The following is a 16,484-nucleotide window of genomic DNA, read 5'->3' as shown; positions in this document are numbered from 1 at the left end:
TCTTGTGGTGATTGATTTACCGTCATCGCGATCAGGCTCGCTCCCACAGGGAATGAGCATGTACATGGATTTTGTGTACGACACAGATCACATGTGGGAGCGAGCCTGCTCGCGATGAACGATGACGCGGTCTATGCCGGATCGACGTTATCCAACGCCCGATTCACCGCCAACTCCGCCAGCATGATGATCTGCTGAATCGCCAACACCGTATTGCGCTGCGGACCGATCAGGTTAGCGGCGAAATCACTGGCCATGACACTCGCGGAAGCCAACGACTCGCAAGCTTGTGCCAGGAGACTTTCGCTATCCATGTCCGGGGCGATCATGAACATGGTGCTGGGACGACGGGGTTTGGGGGCGTATTGGTCGGGTGGATCGAGGTAGTAATCGAGGGCGCGTTTTATGGCTTCGCGGTCCCTGAGGAGCGCTTCGGCTTCGGTGGCTTCTGGATTGGGAGTGGTGGTGTTGACGGGCGGATCGGGGATTAACTTATCCATGGAAAACTCCTACTTAAAAATGGGAGCCATCCATTGTCGTTTCCACACGACAAATGGGTGGCGGCTGCACGCAGGGTGGAAATACCGGTTAGTAGGACCCGGCCAGACCGAAGTCTGCCCACGCACAGCCGCCATGACGCAGTTTGCAGACGAAAGAAGACGTCGGCAACGAATACGATGGTCCAACTATGCGGCTACTAAGAGATCCAGGTTTCCACGCCCGGTCGCTGAAATTGCAGCGACGGCCAAAGGTTAGAAGGACGGCTTCCTACCCGGCAACCTGAAAAACGCGTGGGAAAGCGCCGTGTTTTTTACACATGTTTCAACACAAAAATGGAACGCGGAGCGTCCCGGGCGGCATTCCCTCGCGGAGCAAGGGAACGATCAATCGGGGGCAGCAGAAAGAGTTTTGTCGGCTATCAGGCCGCCATCGCGAGCAGGCTCACTCCCACAATGGATCGGTGTACGCTTCCGCTTCTCACCACTCAATAGGCCGAGCGTTAGCTCGCCTGCAGCTCTTGATCTGGCTTTTGATTTTGATTTGCCCGCCCCGTCGGGAGGCTGAGTGGAGGCGTTCATCTGGGGGGTAGGCGCGAAGCGCCGTGCGGCGAAGCCGCACACATCGAGAGGAGGTCGAAGCGAAGCCGACCGGAGGCGATGCCCCCAGATGAATGCCGTAGCGAAGGTACACCGAGCCTAGGCGAGGGGCCGGACGCTGGGGCGAAGACCTTTGCTTCCTTTGGGGCGTTTGCCAAAGGGAGTCGCTGTAAGAGCGAAACCATAAGTGGCCGTTACCGCAGGAATGGATATGTACACCTGAAAGAACATGGTCGGCTATCAGGCCGCCATCGCGAGCAGGCTCACTCCCACAATTGGACTGGGTATACCTGAAAGTAAATGATCGACTTCCAGTCTCGCGCCCAACATTTGACCACTGTACATACGTCAGAAAATATTCATTGATCAGACGTTCAACATCTGGAAAAACCAAAAGCGCTACCGCAAGGAGCAGAGGGTTGCACCCCTGGTACTACCAACACGCCACCGCAACCCCCAGCAAATCCCAAAATCCAAAAGCCCCCCCACAGATGTCCACTGCCAAACAGTAACGAAACAATCTGCCCCTACAGACACAACAACCCTTTAAACAACAACCACCTACCCACCAAACTGGAACTCAATCTCATTCACGCCCGCCCTCCCCATCCGCACGCCTCAATGATGGGTATAAATAAGTAACACCGCGCTCCAACCGGGTGCGAAAGTCGCGCCGATTGCCCCGCAGCGGTGCGCCGGTTGCACCGAAAAAACCCTGCGCAAACGGTCAAATGCGCATGAATTTATACATATGCGACATTAAGGTACGTTCGTGCCACCGTTTAACGCCTATGGTCGTTCAAGATCTTGCATTGGGTATGGCCCCTGCATAAGTATCCGCAGGCACGGCTCACGAGGTCGTCCTCTAATTCCAAAAATGACAACAAATCATGAGGCCAACATGCTTAAACACGCGGTCATTCCGTTTTTAGTCGGCGCAGGCTTGTTAGCCTCCGCACCTTTCGCCCAAGCGGCGACTAACCTGGTGTTCTGCTCCGAAGGGAGCCCGGCCGGTTTTGATCCTGGTCAGTACACCACCGGAACCGACTTCGACGCCTCTGCAGAAACCATGTTCAACCGCCTGACCCAGTTCGAGCGCGGCGGCACCGCTGTGATTCCTGGTCTGGCGACCAAATGGGACATCTCCGACGATGGCCTGACTTATACCTTTCACCTGCGTGAAGGCGTCAAGTTCCACACCACCCCGTACTTCAAGCCGACTCGTGAGTTCAACGCCGACGACGTGCTGTTCACCTTTAATCGCATGATTAACAAGGATGATCCGTTCCGTAAGGCGTACCCAACCGAATTCCCGTACTTCACCGACATGGCGATGGACACCAACATCACCAAGATCGATAAAGTCGACGACCACACCGTCAAGTTCACCCTTAAGGAAGTTGATGCCGCGTTCATCCAGAACATGGCCATGAGCTTCGCGTCGGTCCAGTCCGCCGAGTACGCCGCCCAGCTGCTGAAAGAAGGCAAAGCCGCCGACATCAACCAAAAGCCGATCGGCACTGGCCCGTTCGTGTTCAAGAGCTACCAGAAAGACTCCAACATCCGCTACACCGGGAACAAGGACTACTGGAAGCCTGAAGACGTCAAGATCGATAACCTGATCTTCGCCATCACCACCGACCCGTCCGTGCGTATCCAGAAGCTGAAGAAGAACGAGTGCCAAGTCACTCTGTTCCCGCGCCCGGCCGACCTGGCAGCGCTCAAGGCCGACAAAACCCTGAAGATGCCTGATCAGGCCGGTTTCAACCTGGGTTACATCGCTTATAACGTGATGGACAAGGTCAAGGGCAGCAACGAGCCGAACCCGCTGGCTAACCTTAAAGTCCGTCAAGCGATGGACATGGCAGTCAACAAGCCAGAGATCATCAAATCGGTGTATCAGGGCGCTGGCCAACTGGCCGTCAACGCCATGCCACCAACCCAGTGGTCTTACGACACCACGATCAAGGATGCGCCGTACAACCCTGAGAAAGCCAAGGAGCTGCTCAAGGAAGCTGGCGTCAAGGAAGGTACCGAGATCGTTCTGTGGGCAATGCCGGTACAGCGCCCGTACAACCCGAACGCCAAACTGATGGCTGAGATGCTGCAGTCCGACTGGAAGAAGATCGGCCTGAACGTCAAGATCACCAGCTACGAATGGGGCGAGTACATCAAGCGCTCCAAGGGCGGTGAGAACCAGGCCATGATCATTGGCTGGAGCGGTGACAATGGTGATCCGGACAACTGGCTCAACGTACTGTTCGGCTGCGACTCGCTGAGCGGCAACAACTTCTCCAAGTGGTGCGACAAGAAGTTCGACGGTCTCGTCAAAGAAGCCAAGCGCACGACCGATCAGGGCAAGCGCACCGAACTGTACCAACAGGCGCAACACGTCCTCAAAGACGCAGTTCCAATGACACCTATCGCTCACTCGACGGTGTTCCAACCCATGCGCAACAACGTTGAAGACTTCAAGATCAGCCCGTTTGGCTTGAACTCCTTCTACGGCGTCAGCGTCAGCAAATAAGGTTTTGCAACGGCGACGTTTTTAACGTCGCCGTTGCTTTATCTGCCGAGAAAGTAGGAAACCGCCTACATCCAATTCCGTCGCGGATGACCGCCGTGGTGTCGGATGCGTTGCCTTTTCCCACAAGTCTTTCGGACTCTACGCATTTACTGCCAGACCCACGGCTCATACCGTCGGGATCTGACCAGTGTATGCGTGGGTTCTCGGTTTTGCTGCATGCAATGGTTTGAACTCAGTGATGCCTCCACGTCCCCGGACGGGACAGCGGCTCATTGAAAACACTTAGCGAACGAGAAAAGGGAGCGTCATGCGCCATACCTTGGTTTTATCCGCATTGCTGGGCACCGGCCTGCTGGCCGCCACTTCCATGAGCCAGGCCGCCAATAACAGCCTGGTGTTCTGCTCCGAAGGCAGCCCGGCTGGCTTCGATACTGCGCAATACACGACATCGACCGACAACGATGCCGCCGAGCCGTTGTACAACCGATTGGCAGAGTTTGAAAAAGGCGCCACCAACGTCGTACCGGGCCTGGCAACGAGCTGGGATATTTCCGAGGACGGCCTCAAGTACACCTTTCACCTGCGCGAAGGGGTGAAGTTTCACACAACCAAGTACTTCACACCGACCCGCGATTTCAACGCCGATGACGTGCTGTTCACGTTCAATCGCATGCTCGATCCGCAGCAACCTTTCCGTAAGGCTTATCCGACCGAGTTCCCGTATTTCAACGGGATGAGCCTGAACAAGAACATCGCCAAGGTCGAGAAGACCGGGCCGCTGACCGTGGTCATGACGCTCAACAGCGTCGACGCCGCGTTCATCCAGAACATCGCCATGAGCTTCGCCGCCATTCTGTCCGCCGAATACGCCGACAAACTGCTGGCCGAGGGCAAGCCGAGCGACATCAACCAGAAGCCGATCGGCACTGGCCCGTTCGCGTTCAAGAGCTACCAGAAAGATTCCAACATCCGCTACACCGGCAACAAGCAGTACTGGGACCCGAGCCGGGTCAAGCTCGACAACCTGATCTTCTCGATCAACACCGACGCTTCGGTGCGCGTACAGAAGCTCAAGGCCAATGAGTGCCAGATTACCCTGAGCCCGCGCCCCGCCGACGTACCAGCGCTGAAGAACGACCCGGCACTCAAGCTCATCGAGAAACCCGGCTTCAACCTCGGCTACATTGCCTACAACGTCCGGCACAAACCGTTCGACCAGCTCGAAGTGCGTCAAGCGCTGGACATGGCGGTGAACAAGCAAGGCATTCTCAACGCCGTCTACCAGGGCGCCGGCCAACTGGCCGTCAACGCCATGCCGCCGACCCAGTGGTCCTACGACGACACCATCAAGGACACGGTCTACAACCCGGAAAAAGCCAGGGAATTGCTCAAGGCTGCCGGCGTGAAAGAAGGCACCGAAATCACCTTGTGGGCGATGCCCGTGCAACGCCCTTACAACCCGAACGCCAAGTTGATGGCCGAAATGCTCCAGGCTGACTGGGCAAAAATCGGTCTCAAAGTGAAGATCGTCAGCTACGAATGGGGCGAGTACATCAAACGCACCAAGAATGGCGAGCACGACGTCAGCCTGATCGGCTGGACCGGTGACAATGGGGACCCGGACAACTGGCTCGGCACGCTTTACAGCTGCGATGCCATTGGCGGCAACAACTATTCCATGTGGTGCGACCCGGCTTACGACAAGTTCATCAAGCAGGCCAAGGTCGTCACCGACCGCGACCAGCGCACCGTGCTCTACAAACAGGCGCAGCACTACCTCAAACAACAAGTGCCGATCACGCCTATCGCCCATTCGACGGTTAACCAGCCGTTGAGCGCCAAAATCGAAGGATTCAAGGTGAGTCCATTCGGTCGCAACGTGTTCTCGGGTGTCAGTATCGACCAATAACCGATTAGCCAGAAACGCTGGGGGCGCTTGCGCCCTCACGCAAGCGTATTGCCGTAATTCGCCCATTCGGCCTACAGCAAACGTTTGCGAAGCCTTGTACGAGTTCTAAACCAAATAGCCGGATCACCAAAAAAGACTGGCATTAAAAAAAAAGAAAGTAAGGAGCTTCACCCATGAAACTGAGCAGCACCGCGTTATTGGCCCTGGCCATCAGCAGCGTAACCGCCACGGCTTACGCAGAAACCCAAAGCCAGGCATTCACCCCGGTTACCGTGAAAGAGAAAAGCGCCCAAAGCGAAGCCACCGGCTTTGTTGAAGGTCAATCGATCACCGGTTCCACGCGTAACTGGTATGCGAACGAGTCGTTCAAGCGGGGCGCGACGCTCAACTATCGTAAAAATGGTGAGACTCGCACGACTGACCGTCGTATCAACTGGGTGCAAGGCACGATCATCAAGTACAACTCGGGCTTCACCGAGGGTACTGTAGGTTTCAGCACCGAAATCGCGGCCTATAACGCCATTGCTCTGGACCGTGATCGCAAAGACCTCGCGTCCGGTAACGGTGGTGCTCCTGAGCCAGGTCGGGGCGGCCGTGGCAACAACCGTACTTTGACTGAAAATGGCGGTGACGCTGTTGATCAGTGGAGCAAACTGGGCCTGGCCAACGTCAAGGCACGCTTCTCCAACACCACACTGACGGCCGGTCGCCAGAACTTCAGCAGCCCGCAAGTGGATGTCATCGGTAACCGTCCACTGCCTTCGAGCTTTGAAGGTGTGACCCTGCACAGCGAAGAGCTGGAAAACCTGTCCTTCGACCTCGGCACCTTCGACCGTAACTCGCCGCGTACCGAACAGAGCCAGCGCAAGTTCCGTTCCGAATACGGCGATGGCACTGCCGAAGCCGATCACGTCAACACCGCCGGTATCACCTACCAGCCGTTTGCCAGCCTGACCACCAGCCTGTGGGGCACCCAGGCTGAAGATCTGTGGAACCAGTACTACTTCGGCGCCAGCCATGTGTTGGGCGACAGCTCGATCCTGAGCCTGACCACCGGCCTGAACTACTACAAAACCGTCGACGAAGGCAAAAAACTGCTGGGCGAAATCGACAACGACACTTACTCCCTGTCCTTGGGCCTGACTCACCAGGCCCACAGCCTGACCTTCTCGTACCAGGAAGTGAACGGTAACGAGTACTTCGACTACCTGCACGAAACCAACGGCATCTACCTGGCCAACTCCCTGCTGTCGGACTTCAACGGCCCGAACGAGAAATCCTTCCAGATCGCCTACGGCCTGAACATGGCTGAATACGGCGTTCCAGGCCTGAAGTTCAACATCTACCAGGCTCGCGGCTGGGGCATCGACGGTACTCACTATGCCGGCGGCGGTTACGACGGCGTGCAGTCGATGGACGGCGAACACCATTACGAATACGGCATTGGTACTTCGTACGCCGTGCAGAGCGGCCCGCTCAAGGCCACCACTGTTCGCGCAACCTACACCGCTCACCGTGCCAGCGAAAACCAGGCGGATGGCAGCCTCAACGAGTTCCGTCTCGTGACCACCATCCCGTTCAACATTTTGTAATGCACCTGCCGAACGGCTGATTCAGTGATGAATCGGCCGTTCGGCTTTTGTCCTTTAACCGATTGCAGAGGGTTCTTGATGAAAATGCTTCCCCTACGTGCGGCCATTGCAGCCGCGTTGCTGAGTGTCGCTGTTGGCGTCTCGGCCAAACCCTTGGTGGTCTGCACCGAAGCCAGTCCGGAAGGCTTCGATATGGTCCAGTACACGACTGCAGTCACAGCCGATGCGGTGGCCGAAACCATCTTCAATCGTCTGGCGGACTTCAAGCCCGGCACCACTGAAGTGATTCCGGCACTGGCCGACTCCTGGGACATCAGCGAGGACGGTCTGACTTACACGTTCCACCTGCGCAAAGGCGTCAAGTTTCACACCACCGAATACTTCAAGCCGACCCGCGACATGAACGCCGACGACGTGGTCTGGAGCTTCCAGCGTCAGCTGGACCCGAACCACCCATGGCACAAACTGTCGAGCGTGGGCTTCCCTTACTTTGAAAGCATGGGCTTCAAGGAACTGCTGAAAAGCGTCGAGAAAGTTGACGACAACACCGTCAAATTCACCCTGACCCGTCGCGAAGCGCCGTTCCTGGCAGACGTCGCCATGGCCTTCTCCTCGATCTATTCCGCCGAATATGCCGACCAGTTGCTCAAGGCCAATAAGGCCGGCGACCTGAACAACAAACCGGTCGGCACCGGCCCGTTCATTTTCCAGCGTTACGCCAAGGACGCTCAGGTTCGTTTCAAGGCCAACCCGGAGTACTTCCGTGGCAAGCCGCCGGCTGATGCACTGATCCTGGCCATCGCCACCGACAACAACGTGCGCCTGCAAAAGCTCAAGGCCAACGAGTGCCAGATCGCGCTGTATCCGAAGCCGGATGACATCCCGAGCATCAAGAAAGACGCCAACCTGAAGGTTGATGAGATGAACGCGATGACTGTTTCCTACATCGCGATGAATACCTCGCACAAATACATGAGCGATGTGCGCGTGCGTAAGGCCATCGACATCGCGTTCGACAAGGCTGCGTACGTAAACGCGCTGTTTGGCAAAGGCAACGCAACGGTCGCGGTCAATCCGTTCCCGGACACCCTGCTGGGCTACAACCACGACCTGAAGAACCCGCCACGTGATCTGGACAAGGCTCGCGCCCTGCTCAAGGAAGCGGGCGTACCGGAGGGCACTGTTTTCACGCTGTTCACCCGTAACGGCGGCGGTCCGACCAACCCGAACCCGATGCTCGGTGCGCAGATGATGCAGGCTGACCTGGCCAAAGTCGGGATCACTGTCGACATTCGCGTCATGGAATGGGGCGAAATGCTCAAACGCGCCAAAAACGGCGAACACGACATGGTCTCCGCCGGATGGGCGGGCGATAACGGCGACCCGGATAACTTCCTGACGCCTAATCTGAGTTGCGAAGCAGCCAAGAACGGCGAAAACTACGCGCGCTGGTGCAACGAGAAATTCCAGACGCTGATTGACCAGGCACGGGCTAAAGTGAACCCGGCGGAACGTGCAGCGCTCTACGAGCAAGCACAGGAGGTTTTCAATCAGGACCAGCCATGGATCAACATGGCGCACACCCGTATGTTTACCGCAATGCGCAACAACGTAGAGGGTTATCACATTAGCCCTCTCACCACTAATAACTTCGCCACCACCCAGGTGAAGTAGATAAGAAAACTCCCGGTGTCCCTGACTCCAGGGACACCAGGCACGCCTAACCGGCTGATGAGGTACACCACAAGATGTTTAGTTTTATTGCCCGCCGATTGGGGTTATTGATCCCCACGTTCTTCGGCATCACCTTGCTGACTTTCGCGTTGATTCGCATGATTCCTGGCGACCCCGTGGAAGTGATGATGGGCGAACGTCGGGTCGACCCCGAAATGCACGCTCAGGCAATGGAACGCCTTGGCCTGAACAAACCGCTGTATGCCCAATACCTGGACTACATCGGCAAGTTGGCCCACGGCGACCTTGGCGAATCCCTGCGTACCCGTGAAAGCGTCTGGAGCGAGTTCAGCTCTCTATTCCCCGCGACCCTGGAACTGTCCATGGCCGCGCTGTTGTTCGCCGGCATCCTGGGCCTTCTGGCCGGGGTGATTGCGGCACTCAAGCGAGGATCCCTGTTCGACCATGGGGTGATGGGCATCTCCCTGGCGGGATACTCGATGCCGATCTTCTGGTGGGGCCTGATCCTGATCATGTTCTTCTCGGTGTCCTTGGGCTGGACTCCGGTGTCCGGGCGAATCGACCTGCTCTACGACATCGAGCCGCGGACCGGCTTCATGCTGATCGACACGCTGCTGGCCGATGATGTCGGTGCGTTCTTCGATGCCCTGCATCACTTGATCCTTCCCGCCATCGTGCTCGGCACCATCCCGCTGGCCGTTATCGCGCGGATGACCCGCTCTTCGATGCTCGAAGTGCTGCGTGAAGACTACATCCGTACCGCCCGCGCCAAAGGCCTGTCGCCGTCGCGCGTGGTGTTCGTGCACGGCCTGCGCAACGCGCTGATCCCGGTACTGACCGTGGTCGGCCTGCAAGTCGGCACATTGCTGGCGGGTGCGGTTCTGACCGAAACCATCTTCTCGTGGCCCGGCATCGGCAAATGGCTGATCGAAGCCATTGGCGCACGGGACTATCCCGTGGTGCAGAACGGCATCCTGTTAATCGCCTGCCTGGTGATTCTGGTGAACTTCGTGGTGGACATCCTCTACGGTTTCGCCAACCCACGCATCCGTCACCAGCGCTGAGATCATGACCATGACCACTCCAGCTTCAACTCAAAATCAAGCGGTAACAGTCGATCAAAGCCTGCTGTACCCGTCTCCGTACAAAGAATTCTGGCAAGCATTTTCCAAGAACAAAGGCGCCGTTGCCGGCCTGATGTTCATGCTGCTGGTGATTTTCTGCGCAATCTTCGCCCCGTGGGTCGCGCCGCATGACCCGAGCGAGCAATACCGTGACTTCCTGCTGACCCCGCCATCCTGGCTGGAAGGCGGGCAGATCCAGTTCCTGCTCGGCACCGACGAACTGGGTCGCGACCTGCTGTCGCGGCTGATCAACGGTTCGCGCCTGTCGCTGCTGATCGGCTTGTCGTCGGTGGTGATGTCGCTGATTCCGGGGATCCTTCTGGGTCTGTTCGCCGGGTTCTTCCCGAAACTGCTCGGCCCTACCATCATGCGTCTGATGGACATCATGCTGGCCCTGCCGTCCCTGCTGCTGGCTGTGGCGATTGTCGCCATCCTCGGCCCTGGCCTGATCAACACCATTATTGCCATCGCCGTGGTTTCGTTGCCGTCCTATGTTCGTCTGACCCGCGCCGCGGTGATGGGCGAATTGAACCGCGACTATGTGACCGCCGCGCGTCTGGCCGGTGCCAATCTGCCACGCCTGATGTTCGTCACCGTGCTGCCCAACTGCATGGCGCCGCTGATCGTTCAGGCCACCTTGAGCTTCTCCTCGGCGATTCTCGATGCCGCGGCACTGGGCTTCCTCGGCCTTGGCGTACAACCGCCGACCCCTGAGTGGGGCACCATGCTGGCTTCGGCTCGCGACTACATCGAACGCGCCTGGTGGGTCGTCAGTCTGCCTGGTTTGACCATTTTGCTCAGCGTGCTGGCAATCAACTTGATGGGCGACGGTCTGCGCGATGCGCTGGACCCGAAACTCAAGAACGCCGCCTGAGGAGATTCAAATGTCACTGTTAGAAATCAAGAATCTCAACGTTCGCTTCGGCGACAAAAACGCCGTTCCGGTGGTCGACGGTCTCGACATTTCCGTGGACAAGGGCGAAGTCCTGGCCATCGTTGGCGAGTCGGGTTCCGGCAAGTCCGTGACCATGATGGCGCTGATGGGTCTGATCGAGCATCCGGGGATCGTCACTGCTGACGCGCTGAATTTCGATGGCAAGAACATGCTCAAGCTCAGCAACCGTCAGCGCCGACAAATTGTCGGCAAAGACCTGGCCATGGTCTTCCAGGACCCGATGACCGCGCTGAACCCGAGCTACACCGTCGGTTTCCAGATCGAAGAAGTGCTGCGCCTGCACCTGAAAATGTCCAGCAAGCAAGCCCGCAAGCGCGCCATCGAACTGCTGGAAAAAGTTGAAATCCCGGGTGCCGCCAGCCGTATGGACGCTTACCCGCATCAACTCTCCGGCGGCATGAGCCAGCGTGTTGCGATCGCCATGGCGATTGCCGGCGAGCCGAAACTGCTGATCGCCGACGAACCGACCACCGCACTGGACGTAACGATTCAGGCGCAGATCATGGACCTGCTGCTGGCGTTGCAAAAAGAGCAGAACATGGGCCTGGTGCTGATCACTCACGACCTCGCGGTCGTGGCCGAAACTGCCCAGCGCGTGTGCGTGATGTACGCAGGTCAAGCGGTGGAAGTCGGTCAGGTGCCACAACTGTTCGACATCCCGGCGCACCCGTACAGCGAAGCACTGCTCAAGGCAATTCCGGAACACAGCCTGGGTGCCACGCGCCTGGCCACGCTGCCGGGCATCGTTCCCGGTCGCTATGATCGTCCGCAGGGTTGCCTGCTGTCGCCACGCTGCCCTTATGTGCAAGACAGCTGCCGCGCGCAGCGCCCGACCCTCGACCCGAAAAGCAACAGCCTCGCCCGCTGCTTCTACCCGCTGAATCAGGAGGTGGCGTAATGGCCGTCGTACTTACCGCCCGCGACCTGACCCGCCACTACGAAGTGTCCCGTGGCCTGTTCAAGGGCCATGCGACCGTGCGCGCCCTGAACGGTGTGTCGTTCGAACTGCAAGCCGGCAAGACCCTCGCCGTTGTAGGCGAATCGGGCTGCGGCAAATCCACCCTGGCCCGTGCCCTGACGCTGATCGAAGAGCCGTCCTCCGGCTCGTTGAAAATCGCCGGGCAGGAAGTCACCGGTGCTGACAAGGCCCAACGCAAGCAGCTGCGCAAAGACGTGCAGATGGTGTTCCAGAGCCCGTACGCGTCGTTGAACCCACGGCAGAAAGTCGGTGATCAACTGGCCGAGCCATTGCTGATCAACACCAATCTGAGCGCCTCGGAACGTCGCGAGAAAGTCCAGGCGATGATGAAGCAGGTGGGTTTGCGTCCTGAGCACTACCAGCGTTATCCGCACATGTTCTCCGGCGGTCAGCGCCAGCGGATCGCTCTGGCCCGCGCGATGATGCTGCAACCGAAAGTGCTGGTGGCGGACGAACCGACCTCGGCGCTGGACGTGTCGATTCAGGCGCAGGTGCTGAACCTGTTCATGGATCTGCAGCAAGAGTTCAACACCGCCTACGTGTTCATCTCCCACAACCTGGCGGTGGTGCAACACGTTGCCGATGACGTGATGGTGATGTACCTCGGCCGCCCGGTGGAGATGGGCCCGAAGAACGACATCTACGAGCGTCCTCTGCACCCGTACACCCAGGCGTTGCTGTCGGCCACCCCGACCATTCACCCGGATCCGAACAAGCCGAAGATCAAGATCGTCGGCGAGTTGCCAAACCCGTTGAACCCGCCGTCGGGCTGCGCTTTCCACAAGCGCTGCCCGTACGCCACCGAACGCTGCAGCACCGAAGAGCCGGCCCTGCGCCTGCTCGACAGCCGCCAGGTGGCTTGCCACTACGCCGAGCAATTCCTCGACGGCGCGGCGTAACAAACTGTGGGAGCGAGCCGGCTCGCTCCCACAGGGATTTGCGATCTGTTCAATAACCCCTTCTGCCCCGGCTGCGTATCAGTCGGGGGATAAGGGGTTTTCTTTTGCCTGCTACCTAAGCCCCTTCATTTTCATCGGTATCGGCATCGGGATCGTCAGTAGTCGAGTCGTCATCGTCCGCACTGCCACCCTGCCCCTGATCACCCGGCTCTGACTCGGACTTGGCAAGCATCAAATCACCCTGCACCACCGTTGCGCTCGACGCCTGAGTATCGTGATCCTCACATTCAGCCCACACCGCCGAACTGCCGAGTGACAACATCACCACCACCTTCAACAGCAATAAAACACGTAGAAATCTGTTCATGGTCGATTCCATCCTTTTGCGTGAAACACACGTGCCTGACTGGCGCTGTGTGAAATCTAGTAGCGCTCAGCCGGGTTCTCCAGATAGGACGCTATCGAATGGGCGGAAATGCCGTCAGCGGCCAGATTGGTTTCTGATAACCCCCATAACCGAATCAGCTAAGCGAAGTGACGCGCCGCTTTTGTGGATCAAGCCCTTTCGAGGCGGCCAAACGAGTGGCCTGATAAATCAGCGGAGTGGACAACAAGGCCAGCGCGGCGCTGACGATCCAGACTATATGCCCACCGAAATGGCCATAGAGCTGACCGCCAAGTATCGGTGAAAGCAGCGCGCTCGCACTCCAGCACATGAAGAACAGGCCGAAGTACTGGCCGCTTTTTCCGGCTTGCGCATGCTGCATGACGAGTACATTCAGCGGCGGCATGAACAGGGCTTCCCCCAGCGTCCAGACCACCGTCGACAGACAGGCGTAAAACAACCCGGTACCGAGCGGCAACATGCCGAGCCCGACCGCCAGCAACACACACCCTGCCACCAGTTGCCGGCGCGCGCCCCAGCGTTCGCCCCAGTGCGACAGCGGTATTTGCAATACCACAATCAGCATCGCATTGAGCCCGAACTGCCAGCCGATGGCTTCTGTGCTCAACCGGTAATAATCCCGCAGGTAATTGCCGAGCATGCTGTAAATCGAATCGAACGCCATGCCGAGCAGGATCACCGCTGCCAGCAACCAGAGAAACGGTCGATCTCGATAAGGGACGCCTGTGCCTGTGCCGGCATCGCGCGTTTCGTCAGGCATCAGCACCGGTCGGTGCCATGTCGTGCGGACAAACCAGAGCAATGCCAGCAGCGTCATGGCCGCGCTGACAAAAAATACCCAGCGAAAATCGGTCTGCGCCAGCACCCCGCCCGCCAAGCCGGCGGCAGCCATCCCGAGATTTCTGGCGACACGGCTCAAGGCCTGCGCGCGAGGGCGCTGCGCCACCTCGCAGTACTCCATGATCAGCCGCTGATGCAGCGTACGAATCGCCCCGTCGAGTGTCCCGCTGAGCAAAAGCAGACCTGCCAGCAGCGGCACCTGCGTGGTCAGCCCGAGCAAGACCAGCGTCCACACCGAGGCAAAAAACAACGCAGCGGTCAGCCGCGCCGTGGGCACACGATCGCTCAGCCATCCGCCCAGCATCGAGCCGATCAGCAGCCCGGCGCCATAAGCGGACAGCAGCCAGCCGACGGTTTCAATGGCCAGCCCCAGTTCCTGACGCAGATACAGCGCCATGAACAGCTTGACCATGCTGCTCAAGCGATTGATGAAAAGCAGCGCCGCCAGCACCCAGGCCATGGTGCAGAAATAGCCGTCCAGCCGCAGCAGGTGAGTCAGCCGACTCGACATTCCATTGATCCTTAAAAGGCAGCTATTTGGGAATTGCCTTTCGAACAGTAGATGGCTACGACTGGGTTGTCTCGAGTAAAACCACCAATGACGAATAAACAGAGTCGAGCTACCCGGCCAAGGGAAATAACCTACAGAAGCGTGGGAACGATCAGGCTTCAGGCAATAAAAAACCCCGAGGCTTTCGCAACGGGGTTTTTCGGTATAGCCACTCAGCGCTTAGTGATGCTCACGCGTCGCACGGAATTTCACGTCCGGCCAGCGCTCTTCCATCAACGCCAGGTTAACTCGCGTCGGGGCCAGGTAGGTCAGGTGACCACCGCCGTCGACTGCAAGGTTTTCCACAGCCTTGTTGGAGAATTCCTCAAGCTTCTTCTTGTCGTCGCAATCGATCCAGCGCGCGGAATAAACGGTGATCGGCTCGTAAGAGCACTCAACCTTGTATTCCTCTTTCAAGCGGCTGGCGACCACATCGAACTGCAGCACACCGACGGCGCCGAGGATGATGTCGTTGCTGCGCTCGGGGAAGAACACCTGGGTCGCGCCCTCTTCCGCCAATTGCTGCAAGCCTTGACGCAGTTGCTTGGATTTCAGCGGGTCACGCAGGCGCACGCGGCGGAACAGTTCCGGGGCGAAGTGCGGGATACCGGTGAAGCCCAGGACTTCGCCTTCGGTGAAGGTGTCGCCGATCTGGATGGTGCCGTGGTTGTGCAGGCCGATGATGTCGCCGGCAAACGCTTCTTCCAGTTGCTCACGCTCGGAGGAGAAGAAGGTCAGCGCATCGCCGATCCGCACGTCTTTGCCGGTGCGCACGTGGCGCATCTTCATGCCTTTTTCGTATTTGCCGGAGCAGATACGCATGAAGGCGATACGGTCGCGGTGTTTCGGGTCCATGTTCGCCTGGATCTTGAACACGAAGCCGGCGAATTTCTCTTCAACCGGTTCCACGGTGCGCTCGTTGGCGACACGGGCCAGCGGTTTCGGCGCCCAGTTGACCACGGCGTCGAGCACGTGATCGACACCGAAGTTGCCCAGGGCAGTACCGAAGAACACCGGGGTCAGTTGGCCGTCGAGGAATTCCTGTTGATTGAATTCGTGACAGGCGCCCTGCACCAGTTCCAGCTGATCGACGAAGCGATCGTACTCGTCGCCCAAGTGTGCGCGGGCTTCATCGGAATCGAGCTTCTCGATGATTTTGATATCGGTGCGCTCGTGGCCGTGGCCCGCGGTGTACACGATGATGTAGTCGTCGGCGAGGTGATAAACGCCTTTGAAATCGCGGTAGCAGCCGATCGGCCAGGTGATCGGCGCTGCCTTGATCTTCAGGACCGCCTCGATTTCGTCGAGCAGTTCGATCGGGTCGCGGATGTCACGGTCGAGTTTGTTGATGAAGCTGACGATCGGCGTGTCACGCAGACGGCAGACGTCCATCAACGCGATGGTCCGTGGCTCTACACCCTTACCGCCGTCGAGGACCATCAAGGCCGAGTCCACCGCCGTCAGGGTGCGGTAGGTATCTTCGGAGAAGTCTTCGTGGCCCGGGGTGTCGAGCAGGTTGATCATGTGATCGCGATACGGGAACTGCATGACCGACGTGGTAATGGAAATACCCCGTTGTTTTTCCATTTCCATCCAGTCGGACGTGGCATGGCGGTCGGATTTACGGGATTTCACCGTGCCAGCAATCGCAATCGCCTTGCCCATCAGCAAGAGCTTCTCGGTGATGGTGGTTTTACCGGCATCGGGGTGGGAAATAATGGCGAAAGTGCGGCGTTTCGCGACTTCGGCGGCCTGTTTGGTCATGGGAAATCGCCTGGCAGGTGATTCAAAAAAGGGCGGCGAGTATAGCTTAAAACGTGTCCTCCAGACCACCGTTCGCCCGTGTAGCAGCTGCCGAGCCTGCGAGGCTGCGTTCGAGGGCGCAGCCGTCGTAAAACCTGACGATGCGGT

At 58.3% G+C, this 16,484-nt stretch carries 12 protein-coding genes; 8 read left to right on the top strand and 4 right to left on the bottom strand.

Annotated elements, in window-relative coordinates; all coding sequences use genetic code 11:
• Positions 1-131: 131 nt before the first annotated feature.
• Positions 132-500 (bottom strand): DUF6124 family protein, encoded by a 369-nt coding sequence (locus ACA070_RS04100; protein ID WP_497450136.1) that lies wholly within the window; start codon positions 498-500, stop codon positions 132-134.
• A 1,498-nt stretch (positions 501-1,998) separates the two neighbouring features.
• On the opposite strand from ACA070_RS04100, the gene ACA070_RS04095 reads away from it, so the two are divergent.
• From ACA070_RS04095 to ACA070_RS04060, 8 genes are all read left to right on the top strand, one after another.
• Positions 1,999-3,624: an ABC transporter substrate-binding protein gene (locus tag ACA070_RS04095; protein WP_497450135.1), complete on the top strand. Its 1,626-nt coding sequence runs from the start codon at positions 1,999-2,001 to the stop codon at positions 3,622-3,624.
• 307 nt (positions 3,625-3,931) lie between these two features.
• Positions 3,932-5,533: an ABC transporter substrate-binding protein gene (locus tag ACA070_RS04090; protein WP_497450134.1), complete on the top strand. Its 1,602-nt coding sequence runs from the start codon at positions 3,932-3,934 to the stop codon at positions 5,531-5,533.
• Positions 5,534-5,706: 173 nt separating this feature from the next.
• Positions 5,707-7,125: an OprD family porin gene (locus ACA070_RS04085; RefSeq protein WP_497450133.1), complete on the top strand. Its 1,419-nt coding sequence runs from the start codon at positions 5,707-5,709 to the stop codon at positions 7,123-7,125.
• 78 nt (positions 7,126-7,203) lie between these two features.
• Positions 7,204-8,799, top strand: coding sequence for an ABC transporter substrate-binding protein (locus ACA070_RS04080; protein ID WP_497450132.1), 1,596 nt, complete (start codon positions 7,204-7,206; stop codon positions 8,797-8,799).
• A gap of 74 nt (positions 8,800-8,873) precedes the next feature.
• Entirely contained in the window at positions 8,874-9,884 is a 1,011-nt protein-coding gene (locus ACA070_RS04075) for an ABC transporter permease subunit (protein ID WP_131063110.1), read from the top strand.
• A gap of 10 nt (positions 9,885-9,894) precedes the next feature.
• Positions 9,895-10,818 (top strand): ABC transporter permease subunit, encoded by a 924-nt coding sequence (locus tag ACA070_RS04070; protein WP_497450131.1) that lies wholly within the window; start codon positions 9,895-9,897, stop codon positions 10,816-10,818.
• 10 nt (positions 10,819-10,828) lie between these two features.
• On the top strand, positions 10,829-11,797 hold the full coding sequence (locus ACA070_RS04065; protein WP_497450130.1) for an ABC transporter ATP-binding protein: 969 nt from the start codon (positions 10,829-10,831) through the stop codon (positions 11,795-11,797).
• Positions 11,797-12,777, top strand: a complete 981-nt coding sequence (locus ACA070_RS04060; protein WP_462025482.1) for a peptide ABC transporter ATP-binding protein — start codon at positions 11,797-11,799, stop codon at positions 12,775-12,777. The genes ACA070_RS04065 and ACA070_RS04060 overlap by 1 nt, the downstream gene beginning before the upstream one ends.
• Positions 12,778-12,892: 115 nt before the next feature.
• Here the strand turns inward: ACA070_RS04060 and ACA070_RS04055 are convergent, their stop codons facing one another.
• From ACA070_RS04055 to ACA070_RS04045, 3 genes are all read right to left on the bottom strand, one after another.
• Positions 12,893-13,144, bottom strand: a complete 252-nt coding sequence (locus ACA070_RS04055) for a hypothetical protein (RefSeq protein ID WP_497450129.1) — start codon at positions 13,142-13,144, stop codon at positions 12,893-12,895.
• Between the two features lie 154 nt (positions 13,145-13,298).
• Complete coding sequence (locus ACA070_RS04050) at positions 13,299-14,534, bottom strand: MFS transporter (protein WP_497450128.1); 1,236 nt, start codon at positions 14,532-14,534, stop codon at positions 13,299-13,301.
• Between the two features lie 219 nt (positions 14,535-14,753).
• On the bottom strand, positions 14,754-16,337 hold the full coding sequence (locus ACA070_RS04045) for a peptide chain release factor 3 (protein ID WP_497450127.1): 1,584 nt from the start codon (positions 16,335-16,337) through the stop codon (positions 14,754-14,756).
• Positions 16,338-16,484 lie beyond the last annotated feature (147 nt).

The organism is Pseudomonas sp. LBUM1678 (assembly GCF_059695575.1).
This window is presented reverse-complemented; position numbering and strand designations above follow the sequence as displayed.

Excerpts from the sequence above, each read along its gene's own strand:
- ACA070_RS04100 (WP_497450136.1), bottom strand. The coding sequence starts at position 500 with ATGGATAAGTTAATCCCCGATCCGCCCGTCAACACCACCACTCCCAAT.
- ACA070_RS04095 (WP_497450135.1), top strand. The coding sequence starts at position 1,999 with ATGCTTAAACACGCGGTCATTCCGTTTTTAGTCGGCGCAGGCTTGTTA.
- ACA070_RS04090 (WP_497450134.1), top strand. The coding sequence starts at position 3,932 with ATGCGCCATACCTTGGTTTTATCCGCATTGCTGGGCACCGGCCTGCTG.
- ACA070_RS04085 (WP_497450133.1), top strand. The coding sequence starts at position 5,707 with ATGAAACTGAGCAGCACCGCGTTATTGGCCCTGGCCATCAGCAGCGTA.
- ACA070_RS04080 (WP_497450132.1), top strand. The coding sequence starts at position 7,204 with ATGAAAATGCTTCCCCTACGTGCGGCCATTGCAGCCGCGTTGCTGAGT.
- ACA070_RS04075 (WP_131063110.1), top strand. The coding sequence starts at position 8,874 with ATGTTTAGTTTTATTGCCCGCCGATTGGGGTTATTGATCCCCACGTTC.
- ACA070_RS04070 (WP_497450131.1), top strand. The coding sequence starts at position 9,895 with ATGACCACTCCAGCTTCAACTCAAAATCAAGCGGTAACAGTCGATCAA.
- ACA070_RS04065 (WP_497450130.1), top strand. The coding sequence starts at position 10,829 with ATGTCACTGTTAGAAATCAAGAATCTCAACGTTCGCTTCGGCGACAAA.
- ACA070_RS04060 (WP_462025482.1), top strand. The coding sequence starts at position 11,797 with ATGGCCGTCGTACTTACCGCCCGCGACCTGACCCGCCACTACGAAGTG.
- ACA070_RS04055 (WP_497450129.1), bottom strand. The coding sequence starts at position 13,144 with ATGAACAGATTTCTACGTGTTTTATTGCTGTTGAAGGTGGTGGTGATG.
- ACA070_RS04050 (WP_497450128.1), bottom strand. The coding sequence starts at position 14,534 with ATGTCGAGTCGGCTGACTCACCTGCTGCGGCTGGACGGCTATTTCTGC.
- ACA070_RS04045 (WP_497450127.1), bottom strand. The coding sequence starts at position 16,337 with ATGACCAAACAGGCCGCCGAAGTCGCGAAACGCCGCACTTTCGCCATT.